Raw genomic sequence first — 18277 nt, 5'->3', positions numbered from 1 at the left:
CACATCTCCCGTTCTACACTGCTGACCCAAAACATCCCATTCCGGACACGCCGCCCGCTCTGCCGAGTGCGGAGCGCTGCCTACGAGCCGTACGGCCAGGCGGTATCGCCCCACTTGCCTCGAATCAGCACCGGTACAGCTTACGTTGCACAAGGCTCATCCATACGGCGGGGTGCGGGGCGCCTCGCGCGAGCACCCCCCACCCCGCCAACCTTCCCCGCGTCCAGCGGGATTGACGTCATCCGCCGGTAGGAGATCTTGCCCCGGACATACCGCCGGGCGCGCAGAACCACGGCGGCCGTCCATGATCCGGACAGCGGGACGGCCCCCGCCGGAACCCTCCGGCAGAGGCCGCCGCGCCGTCGCGGACCCGTGGGAGCGGCTACTTCCCGGTCTCGCGCTCGTACGCCTTGAGCACCTCGTCCGTGGGGCCGTCCATCAGCAGCTCGCCCTTTTCCAGCCACAGGACCCGGTCGCAGGTGTCCCTGATGGACTTGTTGCTGTGGCTGACCAGGAAGACGGTGCCCGCCTCCTTGCGGAGCTCCCTGATCCGCTTCTCGGAGCGGATCTGGAACTTGCGGTCACCGGTCGCCAGCGCCTCGTCGATCATGAGGACGTCGTGGTTCTTCGCGGCGGCGATGGAGAAGCGCAGCCGGGCGGACATGCCGGAGGAGTAGGTGCGCATCGGCAGGGTGATGAAGTCGCCCTTCTCGTTGATGCCGGAGAAGTCGACGATCCCCTGGTAGCGCTCCCGGATCTCCTCGCGGGACATGCCCATCGCGAGGCCGCCGAGCACCACGTTGCGCTCCCCGGTCAGGTCGCTCATCAGCGCCGCGTTCACCCCGAGCAGGGAGGGCTGGCCGTCGGTGTAGACCTTGCCCTTCTCGGTCGGCAGCAGACCGGCGATGGCCCGCAGCAGCGTGGACTTGCCGGAGCCGTTGGTCCCGATGAGGCCGATCGCCTCGCCCCGGTAGGCGGTGAAGGTGACGCCGCGCACGGCGTGCACCTTGCGCACCCCGCGCGCCTCGCCCTTGCCGCGGCGCAGTATCCGGCTCAGCGCCGCGGTGGCGCTGCCCCTGCCGCCGCCCGCCCCGTTCACCCGGTAGACGATGTGCACATCGTCGGCGATGACGGTGGGGACGCGCCCCTGGGTCTTGTCGTCAGCCACGGCCGTACCGTTCCTCTGCCTTCCAGAAGTACACGAAGCCCACCACGCCGACGACGAGCGCCCAGGCCAGCGCCACCATCCAGACGTGCGCCGGCAGGTTCTCCGAGCCGTACCCGTCGATCAGCGCGAAGCGGATCAGGTCCATGTAGACGGCCGCCGGGTTGTACTGGAGGACGTCGGCGATCCAGGCCGGCTTGTCCTTGAGCATCACCGGGATGGAGAACATGACGCCCGAGGCGTACATCCAGGTCCGCATGACGAACGGCATCAGCTGGGCGAGGTCGGGGGTCTTGCTGCCGAGCCGGGCCATGATCAGCGCCAGGCCGGTGTTGAAGACGAACTGCATGGCCAGCGCCGGGATGATCAGCAGCCAGGACAGGCTCGGGTAGCTGCCGAAGACCACGGCCACGACCCCGAGCACGATCATCGAGAACAGCAGTTGCTGGAGCTGCTGCAGCGAGAACGAGACGGGCAGCGAGGCACGCGGGAAGTGCAGCGCCCGGACCAGGCCCAGGTTGCCGGAGATCGCCCGCACGCCCGCCATCACCGAGCTCTGGGTGAAGGTGAAGACGAAGACCCCGGTCACCAGGAACGGGATGAAGACCTCCTGGGTCATTCCCTTCCGGGTGCCCAGGATCAGTCCGAAGATCAAGTAGTAGACCAGGGCGTTGAGCAGCGGGGTCGCCACCTGCCACAGCTGGCCCAGCTTCGCCTGACTGTACTGGGCGGTCAGCTTCGCCCTGGAGAACGCCATGATGAAGTGGCGCCGGCCCCAGAGCTGCCGGATGTACTCGAAGAGCCCCGGCCGGGCGCCGCTCACCGTGAGGCCGTGCTTGGCGGCCAGCTCTGCCGGACTCAGACCGTCGTCGGCGGATGGCGGGGTGCTCAGTGCGACCGCACCATCAGGGGTTGTGTCACTCACCAGATGAAACTCTCGTATTCAAGATGCGCAGCCAGTCGCGGGCGCGGCTCGGAGCGGACAGGTCCCGTAGGGAAAACGAACGTACGACTCATGCTCTCAGAAGGAGAGCCTCTCAGATCACGGGAGGTCGGCCGAGCCGGGTCAGCCGCCACACCGTGCGCCACTTCATGGGGCGGCGGGTGCCGCACGGGGTGGTCCAGCCCTCCCGGAAGCCGCCGAACCAGGCCTTCAGCGCCGGGACGGAGGGCCTGCGCAGCAGGGTCAGCAGCAGCCACACCCCGAGGTAGACGGGGATCAGGAGGGCGGGCAGATTGCGACGGGCCAGCCAGACCCGGTTGCGGGCCACCATGCGGTGGTACACCGCGTGCCGCGACGGGGCGGTCGTGGGGTGGTTGAGGACCATGTCCGCGCGGTAGTCGATCATCCAGCCGGCGTCCAGGGCCCGCCAGGCGAGATCGGTCTCCTCGTGCGCGTAGAAGAACCGGCCGGGCAGCGGTCCGACCTCGGCGATGACCCGGGTGCGCACGGCGTTGGCGCCGCCCAGGAAGGTCGTCACGCGGGAGGAGCGCAGCGGGTCGGAGGCGCGCAGCCGCGGCACGTGGCGGCGCTGGGTGACCCCGGTGTCCGGGTCGGCGATGCGGAAGCTGACGATGCCCAGCCGGGGGTCCGACTCGAACGCCCGGCGGCACAGCTCGGCGGTGTCGGTGAGCGGCAGCAGTCCGTCGTCGTCGAGGAAGAGCAGGACGTCCACATCGCTGCCGGACGGGCCGAAGGCCTCGATCCCGACGTTGCGGCCGCCGGGGATGCCGAGGTTCTCCGGCAGCTCGACGGTGCGCACCCCGGCGGGGACCTCCGGGACGGGGGCGCCGTTGCCGACGACCACCACCTCGATCCGGTCGCCCTCCTGGCGGACGACCGAGTCGAGGAGGGCGCGGAGCTCGTCCGGGCGGTTGCCCATCGTGATGACGACCGCGCCGATCTTCATGGGGGTGCTCACTTCAGCCTGCTCGACGCCAGGATCGACACGAGGTGCAGGAGGGTCTGCAGCAGCGCGATGCCGGCCAGCACCGCGACCATCAGACGGCTGAAGAACAGGTCGTCCCTGACCGCGTCGAGGACGGCCGCCGCCAGGATCACCAGCGACGCCTCGACCCCGAGGATCAGCCGGTGGAACTTGAGCGCGCCGGCGGCCCGGCGGGCGAGCGCCATGCCGGACGAGCGCGGCTCGGACGCGGACTCCTTGACGGGCGGCAGGCCGCCCTGGTGGCGGGCGACCCCGACGAGGTCGGTCTCGGCCTTGATCAGGATCGCGCCGAGGGCGGCGAGCGTGCCCAGGAAGGCCCACAGCCAGTCGATCCGCCCGGAGCCCCACAGGTCGGCGGCGCGCAGGCCGAAGCCGACCAGCACGGCCGCGTCGCAGAGGTACGCGCCGACCCGGTCCAGGTAGACCCCGCCCAGCGAGAACTGCTTCTTCCAGCGGGCGATCTCGCCGTCGACGCAGTCGAGCAGCAGGTAGAGCTGGACCATGAGGACCCCGAGCAGCGCGCCGGGGATGCCCGGGACGAGCAGGGCGGGGGCGGCGAGCACACCCGCGACGGTCATCAGGTAGGTCAGCTGGTTGGGGGTGACCCGGGTGTTCACCAGGTGCCGGTCGATGCGCAGCGAGATCTCGCGCATGTAGAGCCGACCGGCCCAGTGCTCGCCGCTGCGCCGGTCCTTCACGCCCGGCGGGTGCACGACCGGACGGAGTTCAGCTATGGATGGCTTTTGCATAGTCGGCGTACGCGTCCCTGATCTGGTCGGTGGACAGGTTGAGGTGTTCCAGGATCGTGAAGCGCCCGGGGCGGGTCTGCGGGGCGTACTCGACGACCCGGACGAACTCCTCGGTGGTGAACCCGATCTCCTCGGGCAGGACCGGCAGCCCGTGCCGGCGCAGGGTCCTCGCCATGAGGAGCGACTCCTCGTGGGCGCCCCGCAGCCACATCGCGAAGCCGGCGCCGAGGCCGACCTGCTCGCCGTGGCTGGCCGCGCGCCGGGGGTGGAGCAGGTCGAAGGCGTGGTTGATCTCGTGGCAGGCGCCCGAGGCCGGCCGGGAGTCCCCGGCGACGGACATCGATATGCCGGTCAGCACCAGGCCCTCGGCGAGCACCTTCAGGAAGGCGTCGTCGCCGATCCCGCCGGGGTGGCGCAGCACGGCCTCGCCGGCCTGCCGGGCCATGGCGGCGGCCAGGCCGTCGATCTCCTCGCCGGTGATCTCGTGGGCCAGCTCCCAGTCGGCCACGCAGGAGATGTTGGAGACCGCGTCGCCGATGCCGGAGCGCACGAAGCGGGCGGGTGCCTGGCGGACCGTGTCGAGGTCGATGACGACGGCGATCGGGGTGGGGACCCCGTAGGAGCCCCGGCCGTTGTCGTTGTCCAGGGTCGCGACCGGCGAGCACAGGCCGTCGTGGGCGAGGTTCGTCGCCACGGCGACCATGGGCAGGCCGACCCGCGCCGCGGCGTACTTGGCCACGTCGACGATCTTGCCGCCGCCGAGGCCGACCACCGCGTCGTACCGGTTGCCCTTGATGTCGTCGGCCAGCTTGACCGCCGAGTCGAGGGTGCCGTCGGTGACCGGGTACCAGTGGGCGCCGGGCAGCGCGGGGGCCAGCCGCTCGCGCAGGGCGCGCCCCGACCCGTCGCTGATCGCCACGGCGAGCTTGCCGGAGGCGGAGATCCGCTGGTCCGCGAGGAGACCGGCCAGGTCGTCCAGGGCGCCGCGACGGATGTCGACGACGACCGGGGACGGGATGAGCCGGGTCAGTACTGGCACGCGATCTCACGGCCCTTCGCGAGGTCGTCGTGGTTGTCGATCTCCACCCACGCCACCTCGCCGATGGGAGCCACGTCGATGGTGAAGCCGCGGTTCACGAGCTCCTGGTAGCCGTCCTCGTAGTAGAGGTCGGGGTCGCGCTCGAAGGTCGTCCGCAGGGCGTCGGCCAGCTCCGCGGCGGCCTCGGGCTCGATCAGGGTGACGCCGATGTACTCGCCGGTCGCGGTGGCCGGGTCCATCAGCTTGGTGATGTGCCGCACCCCCTTGCCGTCCTCGGTGACGACCTTCATCTCCTCGTCCGCCAGCTGCTTCAGCGTGTCGAGGGCGAGGATGATCCGCCGGCCCTCGCCGCGGGCGGCGAGCAGGGTCTTCTCGACGGAGGCGGGGTGGACGGTGTCGCCGTTGGCCAGGATGACGCCGCGTCCCAGGACCTCACGGGCGCACCACAGGGAGTAGGCGTTGTTCCACTCCTCGGCCTTGTCGTTGTCGATCAGGGTGAGGGTCACGCCGTACTTCGCCTCGAACTCGGCCTTGCGGGCGTACACCGCCTCCTTGCGGTAGCCGACGACGACGGCGACCTCGGTGAGGCCGATCTCCGCGAAGTTGGCCAGCGTCAGGTCCAGGACCGTCTTCTCGCCGTCCACGGGCACGAGGGCCTTCGGGAGCGTGTCGGTGTAGGGGCGCAGACGCCGTCCTGCACCGGCTGCCAGTACGAGGCCGATCATGCGGGTTCTCCTTCGTCGTGAACGGCGGGTGCGCCTGAGGACACCCAGAAGCGGATGGACTCCACGAGCACCACCAGGGCCACGGCCACGGCGAGCGCGGTGAGTGCCGTGGTGAAGGTCGAGTGCCGGGTGAACAGGGCGGCGAACACGGTCACCACCAGGGTGCGGCCCTCGTGCCCGCCGATGGTGCGGACCAGCCACCGGGGCGGCGCACCGGTGCCGCCGCGGATGCGGTACACCGTGTCGTAGTGATGGTAGGCGACGGCCGAGACCAGCCCGAAGGCCGCGGGAAGCGCCCCCGGGACGTCGCTGCGGGCGGCGAGGACCAGGACGGTGCAGTACTCCGCCGCCCTGAACGCCGGGGGCACGAGCCAGTCGAGGGCGCCCTTGAGCGGGCGGGAGACGGCCATGCCGGAGAGCATCGCGTAGACCACCGCGGCCAGGATGGTGTGCCAGCTGCCGAAGGGCTGGGTGAGCGCGGAGGCGATCATGAGCGCCCCGGCGAGCAGCGCCGTGACGGGGGCGCTCCAGCTGCCGCCGAGCCGGGGCCCGATCGCGGCGACGGTATCGGCGAGCGGTCCGGAGTCGGCGAGGTCCGCGAGGGCCCGGGCGGCGCGGTCGGTGCGCTTCGCCCTGCGGGTCAGCGAGCGCAGCAGCCGGCCCGCGGTGGTGTAGCAGGCGGCGAAGGAGCAGCCGACGAGCAGGGCGTAGAAGACGATCCGGGGGGTGGTCACCGCGGTGAGGACCGCGATCATCGCCCAGCGCTCGCCGATCGGCAGCACGATCATCCGGCGCACCCAGACCGTCCAGCCGACGCTGTCGAGCTTGGTGGACAGCGCCGCCGTGGGGCTCGAATTGGCCACCGCGTCGTGGTTGGCCTCGTTGAACGAGAAGTCGATCACGTGCCGGCAGGCCTGGAGCACCATCGCGCCCAGGGCGAGCGCCCATACGTCGTCGCCGCCCCGGGCGGCACCGAGGGCGAGACCCGCGTAGTAGGCGTACTCCTTGGCCCGGTCGAAGGTGGCGTCGAGCCAGGCGCCCATCGTCGAGTACTGCAGCGAGTAGCGGGCGAGCTGCCCGTCGGTGCAGTCCAGGACGAAGGACAGGAGCAGCAGCACCCCGGCGGCGACGTAGCCGCCCCGGGTGCCGGTCGCCGCGCTGCCGGCCGCGATCAGCGCGGTCAGCAGGGAGGCGGTGGTGACCTGGTTCGGCGTGAGGCCGCGGCGGGCGCACCAGCGGGCGATGTAGCGGGAGTACGGGCTGATGAAGAAGGTGGTGAAGAAGCCGTCGTGCGCCTTCACCGCGCTGCGCAGCCGCACCGCCTCGTCGTCGACCGAGACGAGGGCGCGCTCCGCCTCGGCGCGCGTGGCGTCGTCCCTCGGTACGGCGGCGACCAGCGAGCCCAGCTCGGGGCGCCGCACCTCGGTGCCCCCGGCGTCCATGGCGGCGGCGAGGCGGCCCGGCACGGTGGGGTCGGTGACCGGGGCGCCGGGCGCGCCCGCGGGGACGCCCGCGCCGACGGCGGCGGTTTCGGTGTCCAGGGCCCGGACGAGCGCGGGGCGCGCCTCGGGCTGGGCGGTGAGCGCGCCGGGCACGGCGGCGGCGGGGAAGCGCGGGTCGGTCAGTCCGAGCCGGAGGGCGTGGACGTGGCCCACGAAACCGGGATCGACCAGTGCGACGCGGTGGTCGGCGGGGACGGCCGAGATCAGCCGTGCGGCCTCGGCCGCATCGGCGGCGACCCGGACGTCGAAGCCCAGGGACCGCAGATCGTCCGCGAGCGACGACCCGGGTACCGGTGCACCGGTGAGGATGGCGGTCGACAGACGAACTCACTCCTTGGTGCTGACGGGGTCGGCGCGCGACAGTGCGGTCCTGATGTGGACCGGCGGCACGTCGGCAGAGGCTATCGGATGAACGGAAGCGCGAGTTCACCGACCGTTTGTGCTCCGTTCGGGGCTGACCGGCATCATGCGGCACGCCCGCGATCATCATCGTCGATCCCCGCCCCGCCTGACAAAAACGCCTCGTCGCAACGCCTCGTCGCCCCGGGCCGCCGGCAGCGCGGCGCGACCTCGGGGAGGGGCTCCCGGGCGGGGCACCCGGTCCTCGGCAGCGCCCCGTCGGAACTCTTCCCACCGCCCTGACCTGCGAGCATTTCCGCAGGTCAGAGCATATGACAACGGTGTTCAGTACCGTGTTGCCACATACCCCCCACCCGTAGTTCACTGGCAGTGCCCGGCCCCCGATCGGGGGCCGGACCGACGAGACGAGCGGAAGGCGTTTCCCATGGGGGCAGGGCACGACCACGGACACACGCACGGCGGGCCGACGACCGGTACGGCGGCCGCCGCCCACCGGGGGCGGTTGCGGATCGCGCTCTGCATCACACTCACCGTGATGGCCGTGGAGATCGTCGGCGGGGTGCTCTCCGGCTCGCTCGCCCTGATCGCCGACGCGGCCCACATGGCGACCGACGCCCTGGGGCTGGGCATGGCACTGCTGGCGATCCACTTCGCCAACCGGCCGGCCGGGCTCAACCGCACCTTCGGCTACGCCCGCGCCGAGATCCTGGCCGCCCTGGCCAACTGTCTGCTGCTGCTCGGGGTGGGCGGCTTCCTGCTCTTCGAGGCCGTCGAGCGCTTCATCACCCCGGCCGAGACCAGGAGCGGGATGGCCATCGTCTTCGCCCTCGTCGGCATGCTCGCCAACATCGTCTCGCTGTCGCTGCTGATGCGCGGGCAGAAGGAGAGCCTCAACGTGCGCGGCGCCTATCTGGAGGTGCTCGCGGACACGCTCGGCTCGCTGACCGTGCTGGTCTCGGCGGGAATCATCCTGGCCACCGGCTGGCAGGCCGCCGACCCGATCGCCTCGCTGGTGATCGGCCTGATGATCGTCCCCCGTACCGTGAAGCTGTTCCGGGAGACGCTCGACGTCCTGCTGGAGTCGGCGCCCAAGGGCGTGGACATGGCCGAGGTGCGGGCCCACATCATCGCCCTGCCCGGGGTGCTGGACGTCCACGACCTGCACGCGTGGACGATCACTTCGGGGATGCCGGTGCTCTCCGCCCATGTGGTGGTGAGCCAGGACGCGCTCGACTCGGTCGGGCACGAGAAGCTCCTCCACGAACTGCAGGGCTGCCTCGGGGGCCACTTCGACGTGGAGCACTGCACGTTCCAGCTGGAGCCGAGCGGCCACGCCGAGCACGAGGCCGGGTTCTGCCACTGAGCCCCCGCCCGGGGCCGGTGTAAAGTGCTCGCAGAGGCGTTCGAGCCTCCCGCACTCGGTGACGAGAGCCCACGAAGAGAGCCCGCGAAGAGAGTCCCTGTGGAGGGCCTCTCGAAGAGAGGAGCTGAGGTTGATGACCGTCGCGACGGCGCCTTCCCGGCGCAGCATCCGGTTCTTCCTCAACTCCCGGGTTCTCGGCTAGCGCCCCGACTCGCACCGGGTCGACACCGTTGGCCGGAGCCCTCACACACAAGGGTTCCCACGTTGACCGACAACGATCACGCCGTCCGTATCGAGGCGTTCTTCTCCCTGCACCACGGCCTGCCCCGGCAGGGCCCCGGCTCCGACGCCACCACCCGGCGCCTGCTGGAGTTCGCCGGCCCGCTGCCGCGCCGCCCGCGCGTGCTCGACCTGGGCTGCGGTCCCGGCCGTGCCGCGCTGCTGCTCGCCGCGGAGGCCGACGCCGAGGTGACCGCCGTCGACCTCCACCAGCCGTTCCTCGACGAGCTGCGCGCGGCGGCCGACACCCGGGGGCTCGGCGACCGGGTCCGCACCGTGCGGGCCGACATGGCCGAGCTGACCGGTCCCGACTTCCCGGACGGGTCGTTCGACCTCGTCTGGGCGGAGGGGTCCGCGTACCACATCGGCTTCGACACCGCGCTGCGGGACTGGAAGCGGCTGCTCGCCCCGGGCGGCTCCCTCGTCGTCACCGACTGCGTCTGGACGACCGACGCCCCGACGGCCGGGGCGCGCGCCTTCTGGGACCGACAGGCCCCGCTGCGTCCCCTGGCGGCCAACACCGCGGCGGCGGTGGCGGCCGGCTACCACGTCCTGGGGACGCTGGTGCAGCCCGACGGCGACTGGGACGAGTACTACGTCCCGCTCGCCGCGCGCGTCGAGACCGCGGACCCGTCGGCCCCAGGCATGGAGTGGGCGCTCGCGGCCACCCGTGAGGAGCTGGCGGTGCGGCGCGACCACGGCACGGAGTACGGCTACGCCGGCCACGTGCTGCGTCCCGTCGATCCCCGGTGGCCGGCCAGGCCGGAGACCTCGGCGGACCGGGCCGCCGTGTTCGCGGTCAACGCGGCGGCGTTCCCCACCCCGGACGAGGCCGCGCTCGTGGACGCGCTGCGCGGTGATCCGGCGGCCTGGCTGCCGGAACTCGGCCACGTCGTGACGGACGGCCCGGACGGGGACGTGGTCGCGTACGCGCTGCTGACCCGGTGCCGGGTCGGTGACGCCCCGGCCCTGGCGCTGGCCCCGGTGGCGACGGCCCCGGACCGTCAGCGGCAGGGGGCGGGCCGGGCCGCGGTGCGGGCGGTGCTGGACGCGGCCAGGCTGCGCGGCGAGGCACTCGTCCTGGTGCTCGGACACCCCGAGTACTACCCGGCGTTCGGCTTCGTGCCGGCGTCGCGGTACGGGATCCGGCCGGGCTTCGACGTGCCCGACGAGGCGATGATGGCCCTGGTCCTCGACGGGTCCGTGCCGGTACCGCGGGGCACGATCCGCTACCCGGCCGCCTTCGGCGTCTGAGGCACCGTCCGGCCCCGTCGCACCCCGCCGGTGCGGCGGGGCCGGACATGCCAGACCCCGAAGTGCGGACAAGCGGCTTTTGTACGGCAGACTTGACCGGACTCGACGGGACCGGCGCACGGGGCCGGGACCACAGCGAAGGATGGGTATGCCGACCACACCAGCCCCCTCGGCGAACAGCTCGTCGAACGGCACCGCAGAAGCGATCATGCTCGAACTGGTCGACGAGAACGGCACCACCATCGGCACGGAGGAGAAGCTCACCGCCCATCAGCCGCCCGGCCAACTGCACCGCGCCTTCTCCGTGTTCCTCTTCGACGAGCGGGGCCGGCTGCTGCTGCAGCGCCGCGCGCTCGGCAAGTACCACTCCCCCGGCGTCTGGTCGAACACCTGCTGCGGCCACCCCTACCCCGGTGAGGCACCCTTCGCCGCCGCCGCCCGGCGCACGTACGAGGAGCTGGGGGTCTCCCCCTCGCTGCTGGCCGAGGCGGGCACGGTCCGCTACACCCACCCCGACCCGGCCTCCGGTCTGGTGGAGCAGGAGTTCAACCACCTCTTCGTGGGAATGGTGCAGGACCTGCCGCGGCCCGACCCGGAGGAGATCGGCGAGACCGCGTTCGTCACCGCCGACGAACTCGTCGAGCGGCACGCCCGGTCGCCGTTCTCGGCCTGGTTCATGACGGTGCTGGACGCCGCGCGTCCGGCGATCAGGGAGCTGACCGGACCGTCCGCCGGCTGGTGACGGGCGGACCGTGCCGGGGACGGGCGGTCAGGGCCGCGTGCTCAGCGGCAGGGCCGCCCAGATGATCTTCCCGCCGCCTGCGGTGTGCCCCACATCGCAGGCTCCGCCCGCCTCCCGGGTGATCTCCCGGACCAGCAGCAGGCCCCGCCCGCCGGTCTGCCCGTGGTCCGTCTCCAGGGCCGTCGGGCGGTAGGGGTGGTTGTCCTCGACGGAGACCCGGACCCACTCCTCGCCGACGGCCACCTCGACGGCGAACTCCGGCGAGAGCAACGCGGCGTGCTTCACCACGTTGGTGACCAGTTCGGAGACGATGAGCAGCAGCCCCTCGGCGATGTCGTCGTCCACCGGCACGCCCTGGCGGTTCAGCAGGTCGCGCACCGCGCGCCGGGCCTGCGGTACGGAGACGTCCACGGCCGGGGCGGTGAACCGCCAGACTCCCTCGTACGGCACGGGCCGGGCGGGGACACTCCCGCGGCTCTCCATAGTCCGGTACCCGCTCTCCACTCGATGGTGACTGCACGTCGGGTACAGAGTGCGGGGCGTAGTCGGCCCGAGCCGTGCTACTGCACACAAGTCGACTTCTATTGAAGGCTTTTGACCGGACAAGACCGAAAGGATCACTCCTTCGACCACTTGCCTCGCTCTTCCGACGGTGAGGCCGACGGTTCCCCGGTCACCCTCCGTTCCGACCGCTCCGAGGTCACGGAATCCGGGGTCATGGAATTCGAGACCATGGAGACGACGCGGCGGCCGCCCAGTCCCATCGCGAGCAGGCCGAGCCCGTCGAAGAGCAGCGCCAGCGAGAAGAAGAGCCCCAGGACGTAGAGGCTGCTGTGCGGCCAGTCGAAGAGCACCAGCAGCCCCAGCAGCAGTCCGAAGACCCCTTGCAGGAGCGTCCAGCCGAACTGCGGGCCGCGCACCACGACGCTGCCCACCAGGCGGAACACCCCTCCGGTCAGGAAGAGCAGTGCGGCGAACATGGTCAGCGCCTCGGCCGTGCCCTGCGGGTGGCGGATGACGACGACCCCGGCGGCGATGTTCAGCGCGGCCACCACGACGCCGAGCCAGAAGTAGTTGGTGCCCCGGGAGTCGATGGCGTGCAGCAGCCCGACGAAGCCGCCGATCAGCAGCAGCCAGCCGAACAGGAGCATCGAGGTCAGCGTCGCGAGGCCGGTGTACACCAGGCCCACCAGACCGGCCACGACGAGCAGTGCGCCCAGGACGGCGAGCCGGCCGAAGCTGCGGCGCAGCCTCCGGCCCTCGGTTGCGGGATCGGCCATGGGAAGCTCCTCACGGTGCGTGCCTGGTCGGCGACCCCTTCTTGATCATAGGTTCGAACCGTACGGATAGCATCCGGCGCATGGACCGCACGGAACCCCGGCTGGAGCACGCCGTCGCGAACGGCGTCGCCACCGTCGTCATCACCCATCCCGCGAAGCGCAACGCGATGACGGCCGCGATGTGGAGCGCGCTGCCCGTCCTGCTGGAGCGGCTGGCGGCCGACCCGGCGGTCCGGGTGCTGGTGCTGACCGGCGCCGGGGACACCTTCTGCGCCGGCGCGGACATCTCCTCGCTCCGGGAGGGGTCGGGCGATCCGCAGGCGCTCGCCGTGGCCGCCGAGGAGGCGCTGGCCGCGTTCCCCCGGCCGACCCTGGCGGTGGTCCGGGGCTACTGCGTGGGCGGCGGCAGCCAGCTCGCGGCCGCCTGCGACCTGCGGTTCGCGGCCGAGGGCGCGTCCTTCGGGGTCACCCCGGCCAAGCTCGGCATCGTGTACCCCGCCTCGTCGACCCGGCGGCTGGTGGCGCTGATGGGCCCGGCCGCGACGAAGCACCTGCTGTTCTCCGGCGAGCTGATCGACACCGCGCGGGCGCTGCGGACCGGGCTGGTGGACGAGGTGCTGCCGGCCGACGGGCTGGACGAGCGGGTCGGGGCGTACACGGCGACCCTGGCGGCACGTTCGCAGCTGACCCAGGCGGCGGCGAAGGAGTTCGCCGCCGGACGCGAGGACCGGGACGCGTACTGGGCGGAGCAGGCGCGCCGCAGCGACGACACCGCGGAGGGTGTCGCCGCCTTCCTGGAGCGGCGCGCGCCCCGCTTCACCTGGACGACCGGGGCGTGACGGCCCGCCCCTACCGGAACAGGTAGTGGCGCTGGGCGCGGAACTCCTCGACCAGGGCCGCCGGGGCCTTGTCCGGCGAGCCCGCGTCGTACGGCGGCTGCGGGTCGTACTCGGTCAGCAGCTGTACGGCCATGGCGTGCTCGTCGCCCTTGATCCGGCCGAGCAGGGTGAGCCCCATGTCGATGCCGGAGGAGACCCCGGCCGCCGTGGCGTACTTGCCGTCGATGACGACGCGCTCGCCGGTCGGCTCGGCGCCGAAGGCCTTCAGCGCGTCCAGCAGGAGCCAGTGCGAGGTGGCGCGGCGCCCCGCCAGCAGCCCGGCCGCGGCGAGCAGCAGCGAACCGGTGCAGACCGAGGTGGTCCAGGTGCTGGTGGCGTCGGCGGCGCGCAGCCAGTCGAGCAGCACCTCGTTCTCCATCTGGTCCTGCTGGCCGGGGCCGCCGGGCACGATCACCACGTCCGGGGCCGGGACGTCGGCGAAGGTCCGGTCGACGACGAGCGTGAGGCTTCCGGTGTCGTTGCGCACGGGGCCGGGCCGTTCGGCGACGAACACGATCTCGCCGCCGGGGATGCGGGCGAGCGTTTCGTGGGGTCCCACCGCGTCGAGCGCGGTGAAGCGGTCGTAGAGGACGATCGCGATCTGCATGGGAATCCTTTCGGAGGCCGGCCACCGGCGGGATGCCGGTGGTCAGGGGTCGGCGGGAGGCCGGTGGTCAATCGGGGCCGGCAGGCCGGTGGTCGGTGGTCACCGGTCGACGGCGGCGGGGTGGGCGCGGAAGCGTCTGCGGTATTCGGCGGGGGCGGTGCCCAGGGCCTTGACGAAGGCGCGGCGCATGGCCTCCGGGGTGCCGTAGCCGCAGGCGCGCGAGATGCCGAGGACCCCGTCGGTGGTGTCCTCCAGCAGCCGACGGGCCTGTTCGAGCCGTACGCGTTCGACGTAGCGGCCCGGGGTCAGGCCCGTCTCGGCCCGGAAGGCGCGGGCGAAGTGGCGGGGCGAGAGCCGGGCGCGGGCGGCGAGCGCGCCGATCGAGAGGTCCTCGTCCGGGTGCTCGCTGATCCACCGCTGGACCTCGCGCAGCGGTTCGCGCCGGGCGGTCTGGGCGGTGAGCTGGGCACTGAACTGCGCCTGGTTGCCGGGCCTGCGCAGGAAGACCACGAGGTGACGGGCGATGGTGAGGGCGATCTCCCGGCCCCGGTCCTCCTCGACGAGTGCGAGGGCGAGGTCGATGCCCGCGGTGACCCCGGCGGAGGTGGCCAGCCGGCCGTCCCGTACGAAGATCGGGTCCGGGTCGACCTCGACGGCCGGGTGGGTGCGGGCGAGGTGGTCGCAGACCGTCCAGTGCGTGGCCACCCGGTGTCCGTCCAGCAGTCCGGCCTCGGCGAGCAGCAGCGCCCCCGTGCAGACGGAGACGAGGCGTTCGGCCCGCGGGGCATGGTCCCGCAGCCAGTCGACGAGTGCCGGGGCGGGGGTGCGGGCGCCCTCGCCGCCCGGTACCAGCAAGGTGTGCGGCACCCGCGCGCCGGCGAGGTCGCCGTCCGGGACCAGGAGCAGGCCGCTGCTCGTACGGACCGGGGCGCCGTCGAGCGAGGCGGTGCGCAGCTCGTACCCGGCCCCGGGGAAGTGGGAGGCCCCGGCGAAGACCTCCATCGGTCCGGTCACGTCGAGGCTCTGGACGCCGTCGTACAGGACGACGAGCACGGATTGCTGCGGCATGTCCGCCATCCTGGGCGGCGTCGGGGCACGGCCGCAATGACGAGAAACCCACCTTTCCTGCCATTCCCGGCCGCAGGGCGGGACGGGGGGGTGCGGTGAGAACGGGGGTGCCGGGACGCAGGGATGCCGGGGACGGGCGGTTCGGGAGGGCCGGCTGCGCGCCGCCGACTCGACGCTCCGGCGGTTGCTGGGCGAGGAGGTCGTCGCCTCCCCCGAGCCGGCCGAGGCGGCCGGCCCGGCGCTGCGCGCGGCCGAGGGGTGCACCCGACACGCCCGGCCGCTCCACACCGCCCACACCGATCTCCCGGTGCCCGAGGAACCCCATCCGGCCTACTGGCACGCCGGCCCGCCGTTGCGCGAGCACCGCGGCGACGGCCGTGTCGCCGCGCTCCTGTCCGCCGGACTCGACCCGCTGGAGGCCCTGGTCGGCCACACGGCGACCGGCAAGGGGATGTCCCCGCGCCGGGTGCTCGCCGGCCGGGGCCGGCACCGCGACGACCGGGACGCGGCCGGCGAACGGCTGCGGGGGCGCGGACTCCTGGACGGCGAGGGCGAGTTGACCGGGGCGGGCATCACGCTCCGGGCGGAGCTGGAGGAGGCCACGGACCGGATGGACGCGGCACCGTACGAGCACCTGGGCGCGCGGGGCGTGGAGCGGCTCACCGAGCCGGCGCGCGGCTTCCTCCTCACGGCGACGTCGGCGGGCGCGTTCCCGGCCGGTCTGATCGGCAAGGGCCGACGCCCCCGCCCGGCCACGACGGGCGTCGCGGAGCCGCCGCCCGTCATGGGTGTGCTCGTGGGCGGTCGTCCGGAGCGGCCGGGCGACACGGCGCCCGGCCACCCGGCACAATGCAGGCGGAGGGGCCCCGCCCCGGCAAGCACAGCCAGTAGAGCCAGTACGAGAAGGCGAGTCGGTAGAACCGTGACGACGTCCATCGAAGGCAGGATCGCCGAGGAGCTCGGCGTACGCGAACGGCAGGTGAAGGCGGCCGTCGAGCTGCTCGACGGCGGTTCGACCGTGCCGTTCATCGCGCGTTACCGCAAGGAAGCGACCGAGATGCTCGACGACGCGCAGCTGCGCACGCTCGAGGAACGGCTGCGGTACCTGCGGGAGCTGGAGGACCGCCGTGCGGCGATCCTCGACTCCGTGCGCGAGCAGGGCAAGCTGGACGAGGCCCTGGAGGCGCAGATCCGGGCCGCCGGGACCAAGGCGCGGCTCGAGGACATCTATCTGCCGTTCAAGCCCAAGCGGCGCACGAAGGCGCAGATCGCCCGGGAGGCGGGGCTCGAACCGCTCGCCGACGGCCTGCTCGGCGACCCTTCGGTGGACCCGCTCGCCGCTGCCGCCGCCTTCGTCGACGCCGACAAGGGGGTCGCGAACGGCGCGGCGGCGCTGGAGGGGGCGCGTGCCATCCTCACCGAGCGGTTCTCCGAGGACGCGGACCTGATCGGCGAGCTGCGCGAGCGCATGTGGACGCGCGGGCGGCTGGCCGCCAAGGTGCGGGAGGGCAAGGAGGAGGCGGGGGCGAAGTTCGCCGACTACTTCGACTTCGCCGAGCCGTTCACCGAGCTGCCCTCGCACCGGGTGCTCGCGATGCTCCGGGGCGAGAAGGAGGACGTGCTCGACCTGGTCCTGGAGCCTGAGGAGCCGTCCGAGGCCCCCGGCCCCTCGACGTACGAGAACCTGATCGCCCGGCGCTTCGGGGTGAGCGACCGGGGCCGGCCCGGCGACAAGTGGCTCGGCGACACCGTGCGCTGGGCCTGGCGGACCCGCATCCTGGTGCACCTCGGCATCGACCTGCGGCTGCGGCTGCGCACGGCGGCGGAGGACGAGGCGGTGCGCGTCTTCGCGTCGAACCTGCGCGACCTGCTGCTGGCCGCCCCGGCCGGGACGCGGGCCACGCTCGGGCTCGACCCCGGTTTCCGTACGGGGGTGAAGGTCGCCGTGGTCGACGCGACCGGCAAGGTCGTCGCGACGGACGTCATCCACCCGCACGTGCCCGCGAACAAGTGGGACCAGTCGCTGGCCACGCTGGAGCGGCTGGCGAAGGCCCACGACGTCGACCTGATCGCGATCGGCAACGGCACCGCGTCCCGCGAGACCGACAAGCTCGCCGGTGAGCTCATCGACAAGCACCCGGAGTTGAAGCTCACCAAGGTGATGGTGTCGGAGGCGGGCGCGTCGGTGTACTCGGCGTCGGCCTTCGCCTCACAGGAACTCCCCGACATGGACGTGTCGTTGCGCGGCGCCGTCTCCATCGCGCGGCGGCTGCAGGACCCCCTCGCGGAGCTGGTGAAGATCGACCCGAAGTCGATCGGGGTCGGCCAGTACCAGCACGACCTGTCCGAGGTGAAGCTGTCGCGCTCGCTGGACGCGGTGGTCGAGGACTGTGTGAACGGGGTCGGTGTCGACGTCAACACGGCTTCCGCGCCGCTGCTCTCGCGGGTGTCCGGGATCAGCTCGGGGCTCGCGGAGAACATCGTCGCGCACCGCGACGCCAACGGCCCCTTCCGGTCCCGCAAGTCGCTCAAGGACGTGGCGCGGCTGGGCCCGAAGGCGTACGAGCAGTGCGCGGGCTTCCTGCGCATCCGGGGCGAGGACCCGCTGGACGCCTCCAGCGTGCACCCGGAGGCGTACCCGGTGGTGCGGGCGATGGTGAAGCGGACGGGCGGCGACGTCGCCTCGCTGATCGGCAACACGGGTGTGCTGCGGTCGCTGCGGGCCGACGACTTCGTGGACGAGAAGTTCGGTCTGCCGACGGTCACCGACATCCTGAAGGAGCTGGAGAAGCCGGGCCGCGACCCGCGTCCGGCGTTCCGCACGGCCACCTTCAAGGAGGGCGTCGAGAAGATCGGCGACCTGGCGGCCGGGATGGTGCTGGAGGGCGTCGTCACCAATGTCGCGGCGTTCGGCGCGTTCGTGGACGTCGGTGTGCACCAGGACGGCCTGGTGCACGTGTCGGCGATGTCGCGGACGTTCGTGAAGGACCCGCGGGACGTCGTGAAGCCGGGCGACATCGTGAAGGTCAAGGTCATGGACGTCGACATCCCGCGCAAGCGGATCTCGTTGACGCTGCGGCTGGACGACGGGGCGGCGGGTGCCGGGGCCCCGGGCGGCGAGCGGGGCGGGCGTCCGCCGCGCCAGCGCCAGGGGCAGGGCGGCGGCGAGCGACGCGGTGGCCAGGGGCGCGAGCGGCGCGGGGCGGCGCCCCTGCCCGTCCGGCCCCGGCGCCGGTGAACAGCGCGATGGCGGACGCCCTGCGGCGGGCCGGGCTGGCCGATCCGGAGCGGGGCGGCAGGAAGCGGTGACGGGGCGG

At 72.5% G+C, this 18277-nt stretch carries 15 protein-coding genes and 2 pseudogenes; 6 read left to right on the top strand and 11 right to left on the bottom strand.

Going from position 1 to position 18277, the window contains the following annotated elements; all coding sequences use genetic code 11:
- Positions 1 to 382: 382 nt before the first annotated feature.
- From OCT49_RS30870 to OCT49_RS30840, 7 genes are all read right to left on the bottom strand, one after another.
- The gene (locus tag OCT49_RS30870) at positions 383 to 1168 is read right to left on the bottom strand and encodes an ABC transporter ATP-binding protein (RefSeq protein ID WP_283855090.1); all 786 of its coding nucleotides are present in this window, start codon (positions 1166 to 1168) and stop codon (positions 383 to 385) included.
- A complete protein-coding gene (locus tag OCT49_RS30865) occupies positions 1161 to 2090 on the bottom strand; it encodes an ABC transporter permease (RefSeq protein ID WP_283855089.1) in 930 nt (309 codons plus the stop codon). The genes OCT49_RS30870 and OCT49_RS30865 overlap by 8 nt, the downstream gene beginning before the upstream one ends.
- Before the next feature lie 112 nt (positions 2091 to 2202).
- Complete coding sequence (locus OCT49_RS30860) at positions 2203 to 3075, bottom strand: glycosyltransferase family 2 protein (RefSeq protein WP_283855996.1); 873 nt, start codon at positions 3073 to 3075, stop codon at positions 2203 to 2205.
- Between the two features lie 8 nt (positions 3076 to 3083).
- Positions 3084 to 3863, bottom strand: coding sequence for a CDP-alcohol phosphatidyltransferase family protein (locus OCT49_RS30855; protein ID WP_283855088.1), 780 nt, complete (start codon positions 3861 to 3863; stop codon positions 3084 to 3086).
- Positions 3841 to 4902 carry an iron-containing alcohol dehydrogenase family protein gene (locus OCT49_RS30850; RefSeq protein WP_283855087.1) on the bottom strand — a complete coding sequence of 354 codons (1062 nt, stop codon included), beginning with the start codon at positions 4900 to 4902 and terminating at the stop codon, positions 3841 to 3843. The genes OCT49_RS30855 and OCT49_RS30850 overlap by 23 nt, the downstream gene beginning before the upstream one ends.
- The gene (locus tag OCT49_RS30845; RefSeq protein WP_283855086.1) at positions 4890 to 5627 is read right to left on the bottom strand and encodes a phosphocholine cytidylyltransferase family protein; all 738 of its coding nucleotides are present in this window, start codon (positions 5625 to 5627) and stop codon (positions 4890 to 4892) included. Before OCT49_RS30845 ends, OCT49_RS30850 begins: the two co-directional genes overlap by 13 nt.
- Positions 5624 to 7393, bottom strand: a complete 1770-nt coding sequence (locus OCT49_RS30840) for a DUF5941 domain-containing protein (protein ID WP_283855995.1) — start codon at positions 7391 to 7393, stop codon at positions 5624 to 5626. The genes OCT49_RS30845 and OCT49_RS30840 overlap by 4 nt, the downstream gene beginning before the upstream one ends.
- A 520-nt stretch (positions 7394 to 7913) precedes the next feature.
- Between OCT49_RS30840 and OCT49_RS30835 the strand changes: the two genes are divergently transcribed.
- The 3 genes from OCT49_RS30835 to idi all read left to right on the top strand — a co-directional run bounded on the left by OCT49_RS30835 (position 7914) and on the right by idi (position 11127).
- Positions 7914 to 8852, top strand: coding sequence for a cation diffusion facilitator family transporter (locus OCT49_RS30835; RefSeq protein WP_283855085.1), 939 nt, complete (start codon positions 7914 to 7916; stop codon positions 8850 to 8852).
- A gap of 264 nt (positions 8853 to 9116) precedes the next feature.
- Positions 9117 to 10385, top strand: a complete 1269-nt coding sequence (locus OCT49_RS30830; RefSeq protein ID WP_283855084.1) for a bifunctional class I SAM-dependent methyltransferase/N-acetyltransferase — start codon at positions 9117 to 9119, stop codon at positions 10383 to 10385.
- Positions 10386 to 10533: 148 nt separating this feature from the next.
- Complete coding sequence (gene idi / locus OCT49_RS30825; protein WP_283855083.1) at positions 10534 to 11127, top strand: isopentenyl-diphosphate Delta-isomerase; 594 nt, start codon at positions 10534 to 10536, stop codon at positions 11125 to 11127.
- Between the two features lie 27 nt (positions 11128 to 11154).
- Here the strand turns inward: idi and OCT49_RS30820 are convergent, their stop codons facing one another.
- Together OCT49_RS30820 and OCT49_RS30815 are read right to left on the bottom strand one after the other, a co-directional pair.
- Entirely contained in the window at positions 11155 to 11610 is a 456-nt protein-coding gene (locus tag OCT49_RS30820) for an ATP-binding protein (protein WP_283855082.1), read from the bottom strand.
- A gap of 134 nt (positions 11611 to 11744) precedes the next feature.
- Positions 11745 to 12407 (bottom strand): HdeD family acid-resistance protein, encoded by a 663-nt coding sequence (locus tag OCT49_RS30815; RefSeq protein WP_283855081.1) that lies wholly within the window; start codon positions 12405 to 12407, stop codon positions 11745 to 11747.
- 80 nt (positions 12408 to 12487) lie between these two features.
- On the opposite strand from OCT49_RS30815, the gene OCT49_RS30810 reads away from it, so the two are divergent.
- The gene (locus tag OCT49_RS30810) at positions 12488 to 13246 is read left to right on the top strand and encodes an enoyl-CoA hydratase/isomerase family protein (RefSeq protein WP_283855080.1); all 759 of its coding nucleotides are present in this window, start codon (positions 12488 to 12490) and stop codon (positions 13244 to 13246) included.
- Positions 13247 to 13256: 10 nt separating this feature from the next.
- On the opposite strand, the gene OCT49_RS30805 is transcribed toward OCT49_RS30810, so the two are convergent.
- Together OCT49_RS30805 and OCT49_RS30800 are read right to left on the bottom strand one after the other, a co-directional pair.
- Complete coding sequence (locus OCT49_RS30805) at positions 13257 to 13892, bottom strand: DJ-1/PfpI family protein (RefSeq protein WP_283855079.1); 636 nt, start codon at positions 13890 to 13892, stop codon at positions 13257 to 13259.
- A gap of 99 nt (positions 13893 to 13991) precedes the next feature.
- A complete protein-coding gene (locus OCT49_RS30800) occupies positions 13992 to 14960 on the bottom strand; it encodes a GlxA family transcriptional regulator (RefSeq protein ID WP_283855078.1) in 969 nt (322 codons plus the stop codon).
- Between the two features lie 145 nt (positions 14961 to 15105).
- Between OCT49_RS30800 and OCT49_RS40180 the strand changes: the two are divergent.
- Positions 15106 to 15663, top strand: a pseudogene (locus OCT49_RS40180) (SCO6745 family protein); the annotation flags it as partial.
- Positions 15664 to 15882: 219 nt separating this feature from the next.
- Positions 15883 to 18269: pseudogene (locus OCT49_RS30795) on the top strand (Tex family protein).
- The last annotated feature ends 8 nt before the right edge of the window (positions 18270 to 18277 follow it).

The sequence above is a fragment of the Streptomyces sp. ML-6 genome, from assembly GCF_030116705.1.
Classification (GTDB): Bacteria; Actinomycetota; Actinomycetes; order Streptomycetales; family Streptomycetaceae; genus Streptomyces.
Note: the sequence above shows the minus strand (reverse complement) of the source record. Positions and strands in the feature narration are given on the sequence as shown.

Coding starts and splice junctions, on each gene's coding strand:
- OCT49_RS30860 (WP_283855996.1), bottom strand. CDS start 3,075: ATGAAGATCGGCGCGGTCGTCATCACGATGGGCAACCGCCCGGACGAG.
- OCT49_RS30855 (WP_283855088.1), bottom strand. CDS start 3,863: ATGCAAAAGCCATCCATAGCTGAACTCCGTCCGGTCGTGCACCCGCCG.
- OCT49_RS30845 (WP_283855086.1), bottom strand. CDS start 5,627: ATGATCGGCCTCGTACTGGCAGCCGGTGCAGGACGGCGTCTGCGCCCC.
- OCT49_RS30835 (WP_283855085.1), top strand. CDS start 7,914: ATGGGGGCAGGGCACGACCACGGACACACGCACGGCGGGCCGACGACC.
- idi (WP_283855083.1), top strand. CDS start 10,534: ATGCCGACCACACCAGCCCCCTCGGCGAACAGCTCGTCGAACGGCACC.
- OCT49_RS30820 (WP_283855082.1), bottom strand. CDS start 11,610: ATGGAGAGCCGCGGGAGTGTCCCCGCCCGGCCCGTGCCGTACGAGGGA.
- OCT49_RS30815 (WP_283855081.1), bottom strand. CDS start 12,407: ATGGCCGATCCCGCAACCGAGGGCCGGAGGCTGCGCCGCAGCTTCGGC.
- OCT49_RS30810 (WP_283855080.1), top strand. CDS start 12,488: ATGGACCGCACGGAACCCCGGCTGGAGCACGCCGTCGCGAACGGCGTC.
- OCT49_RS30805 (WP_283855079.1), bottom strand. CDS start 13,892: ATGCAGATCGCGATCGTCCTCTACGACCGCTTCACCGCGCTCGACGCG.
- OCT49_RS30800 (WP_283855078.1), bottom strand. CDS start 14,960: ATGCCGCAGCAATCCGTGCTCGTCGTCCTGTACGACGGCGTCCAGAGC.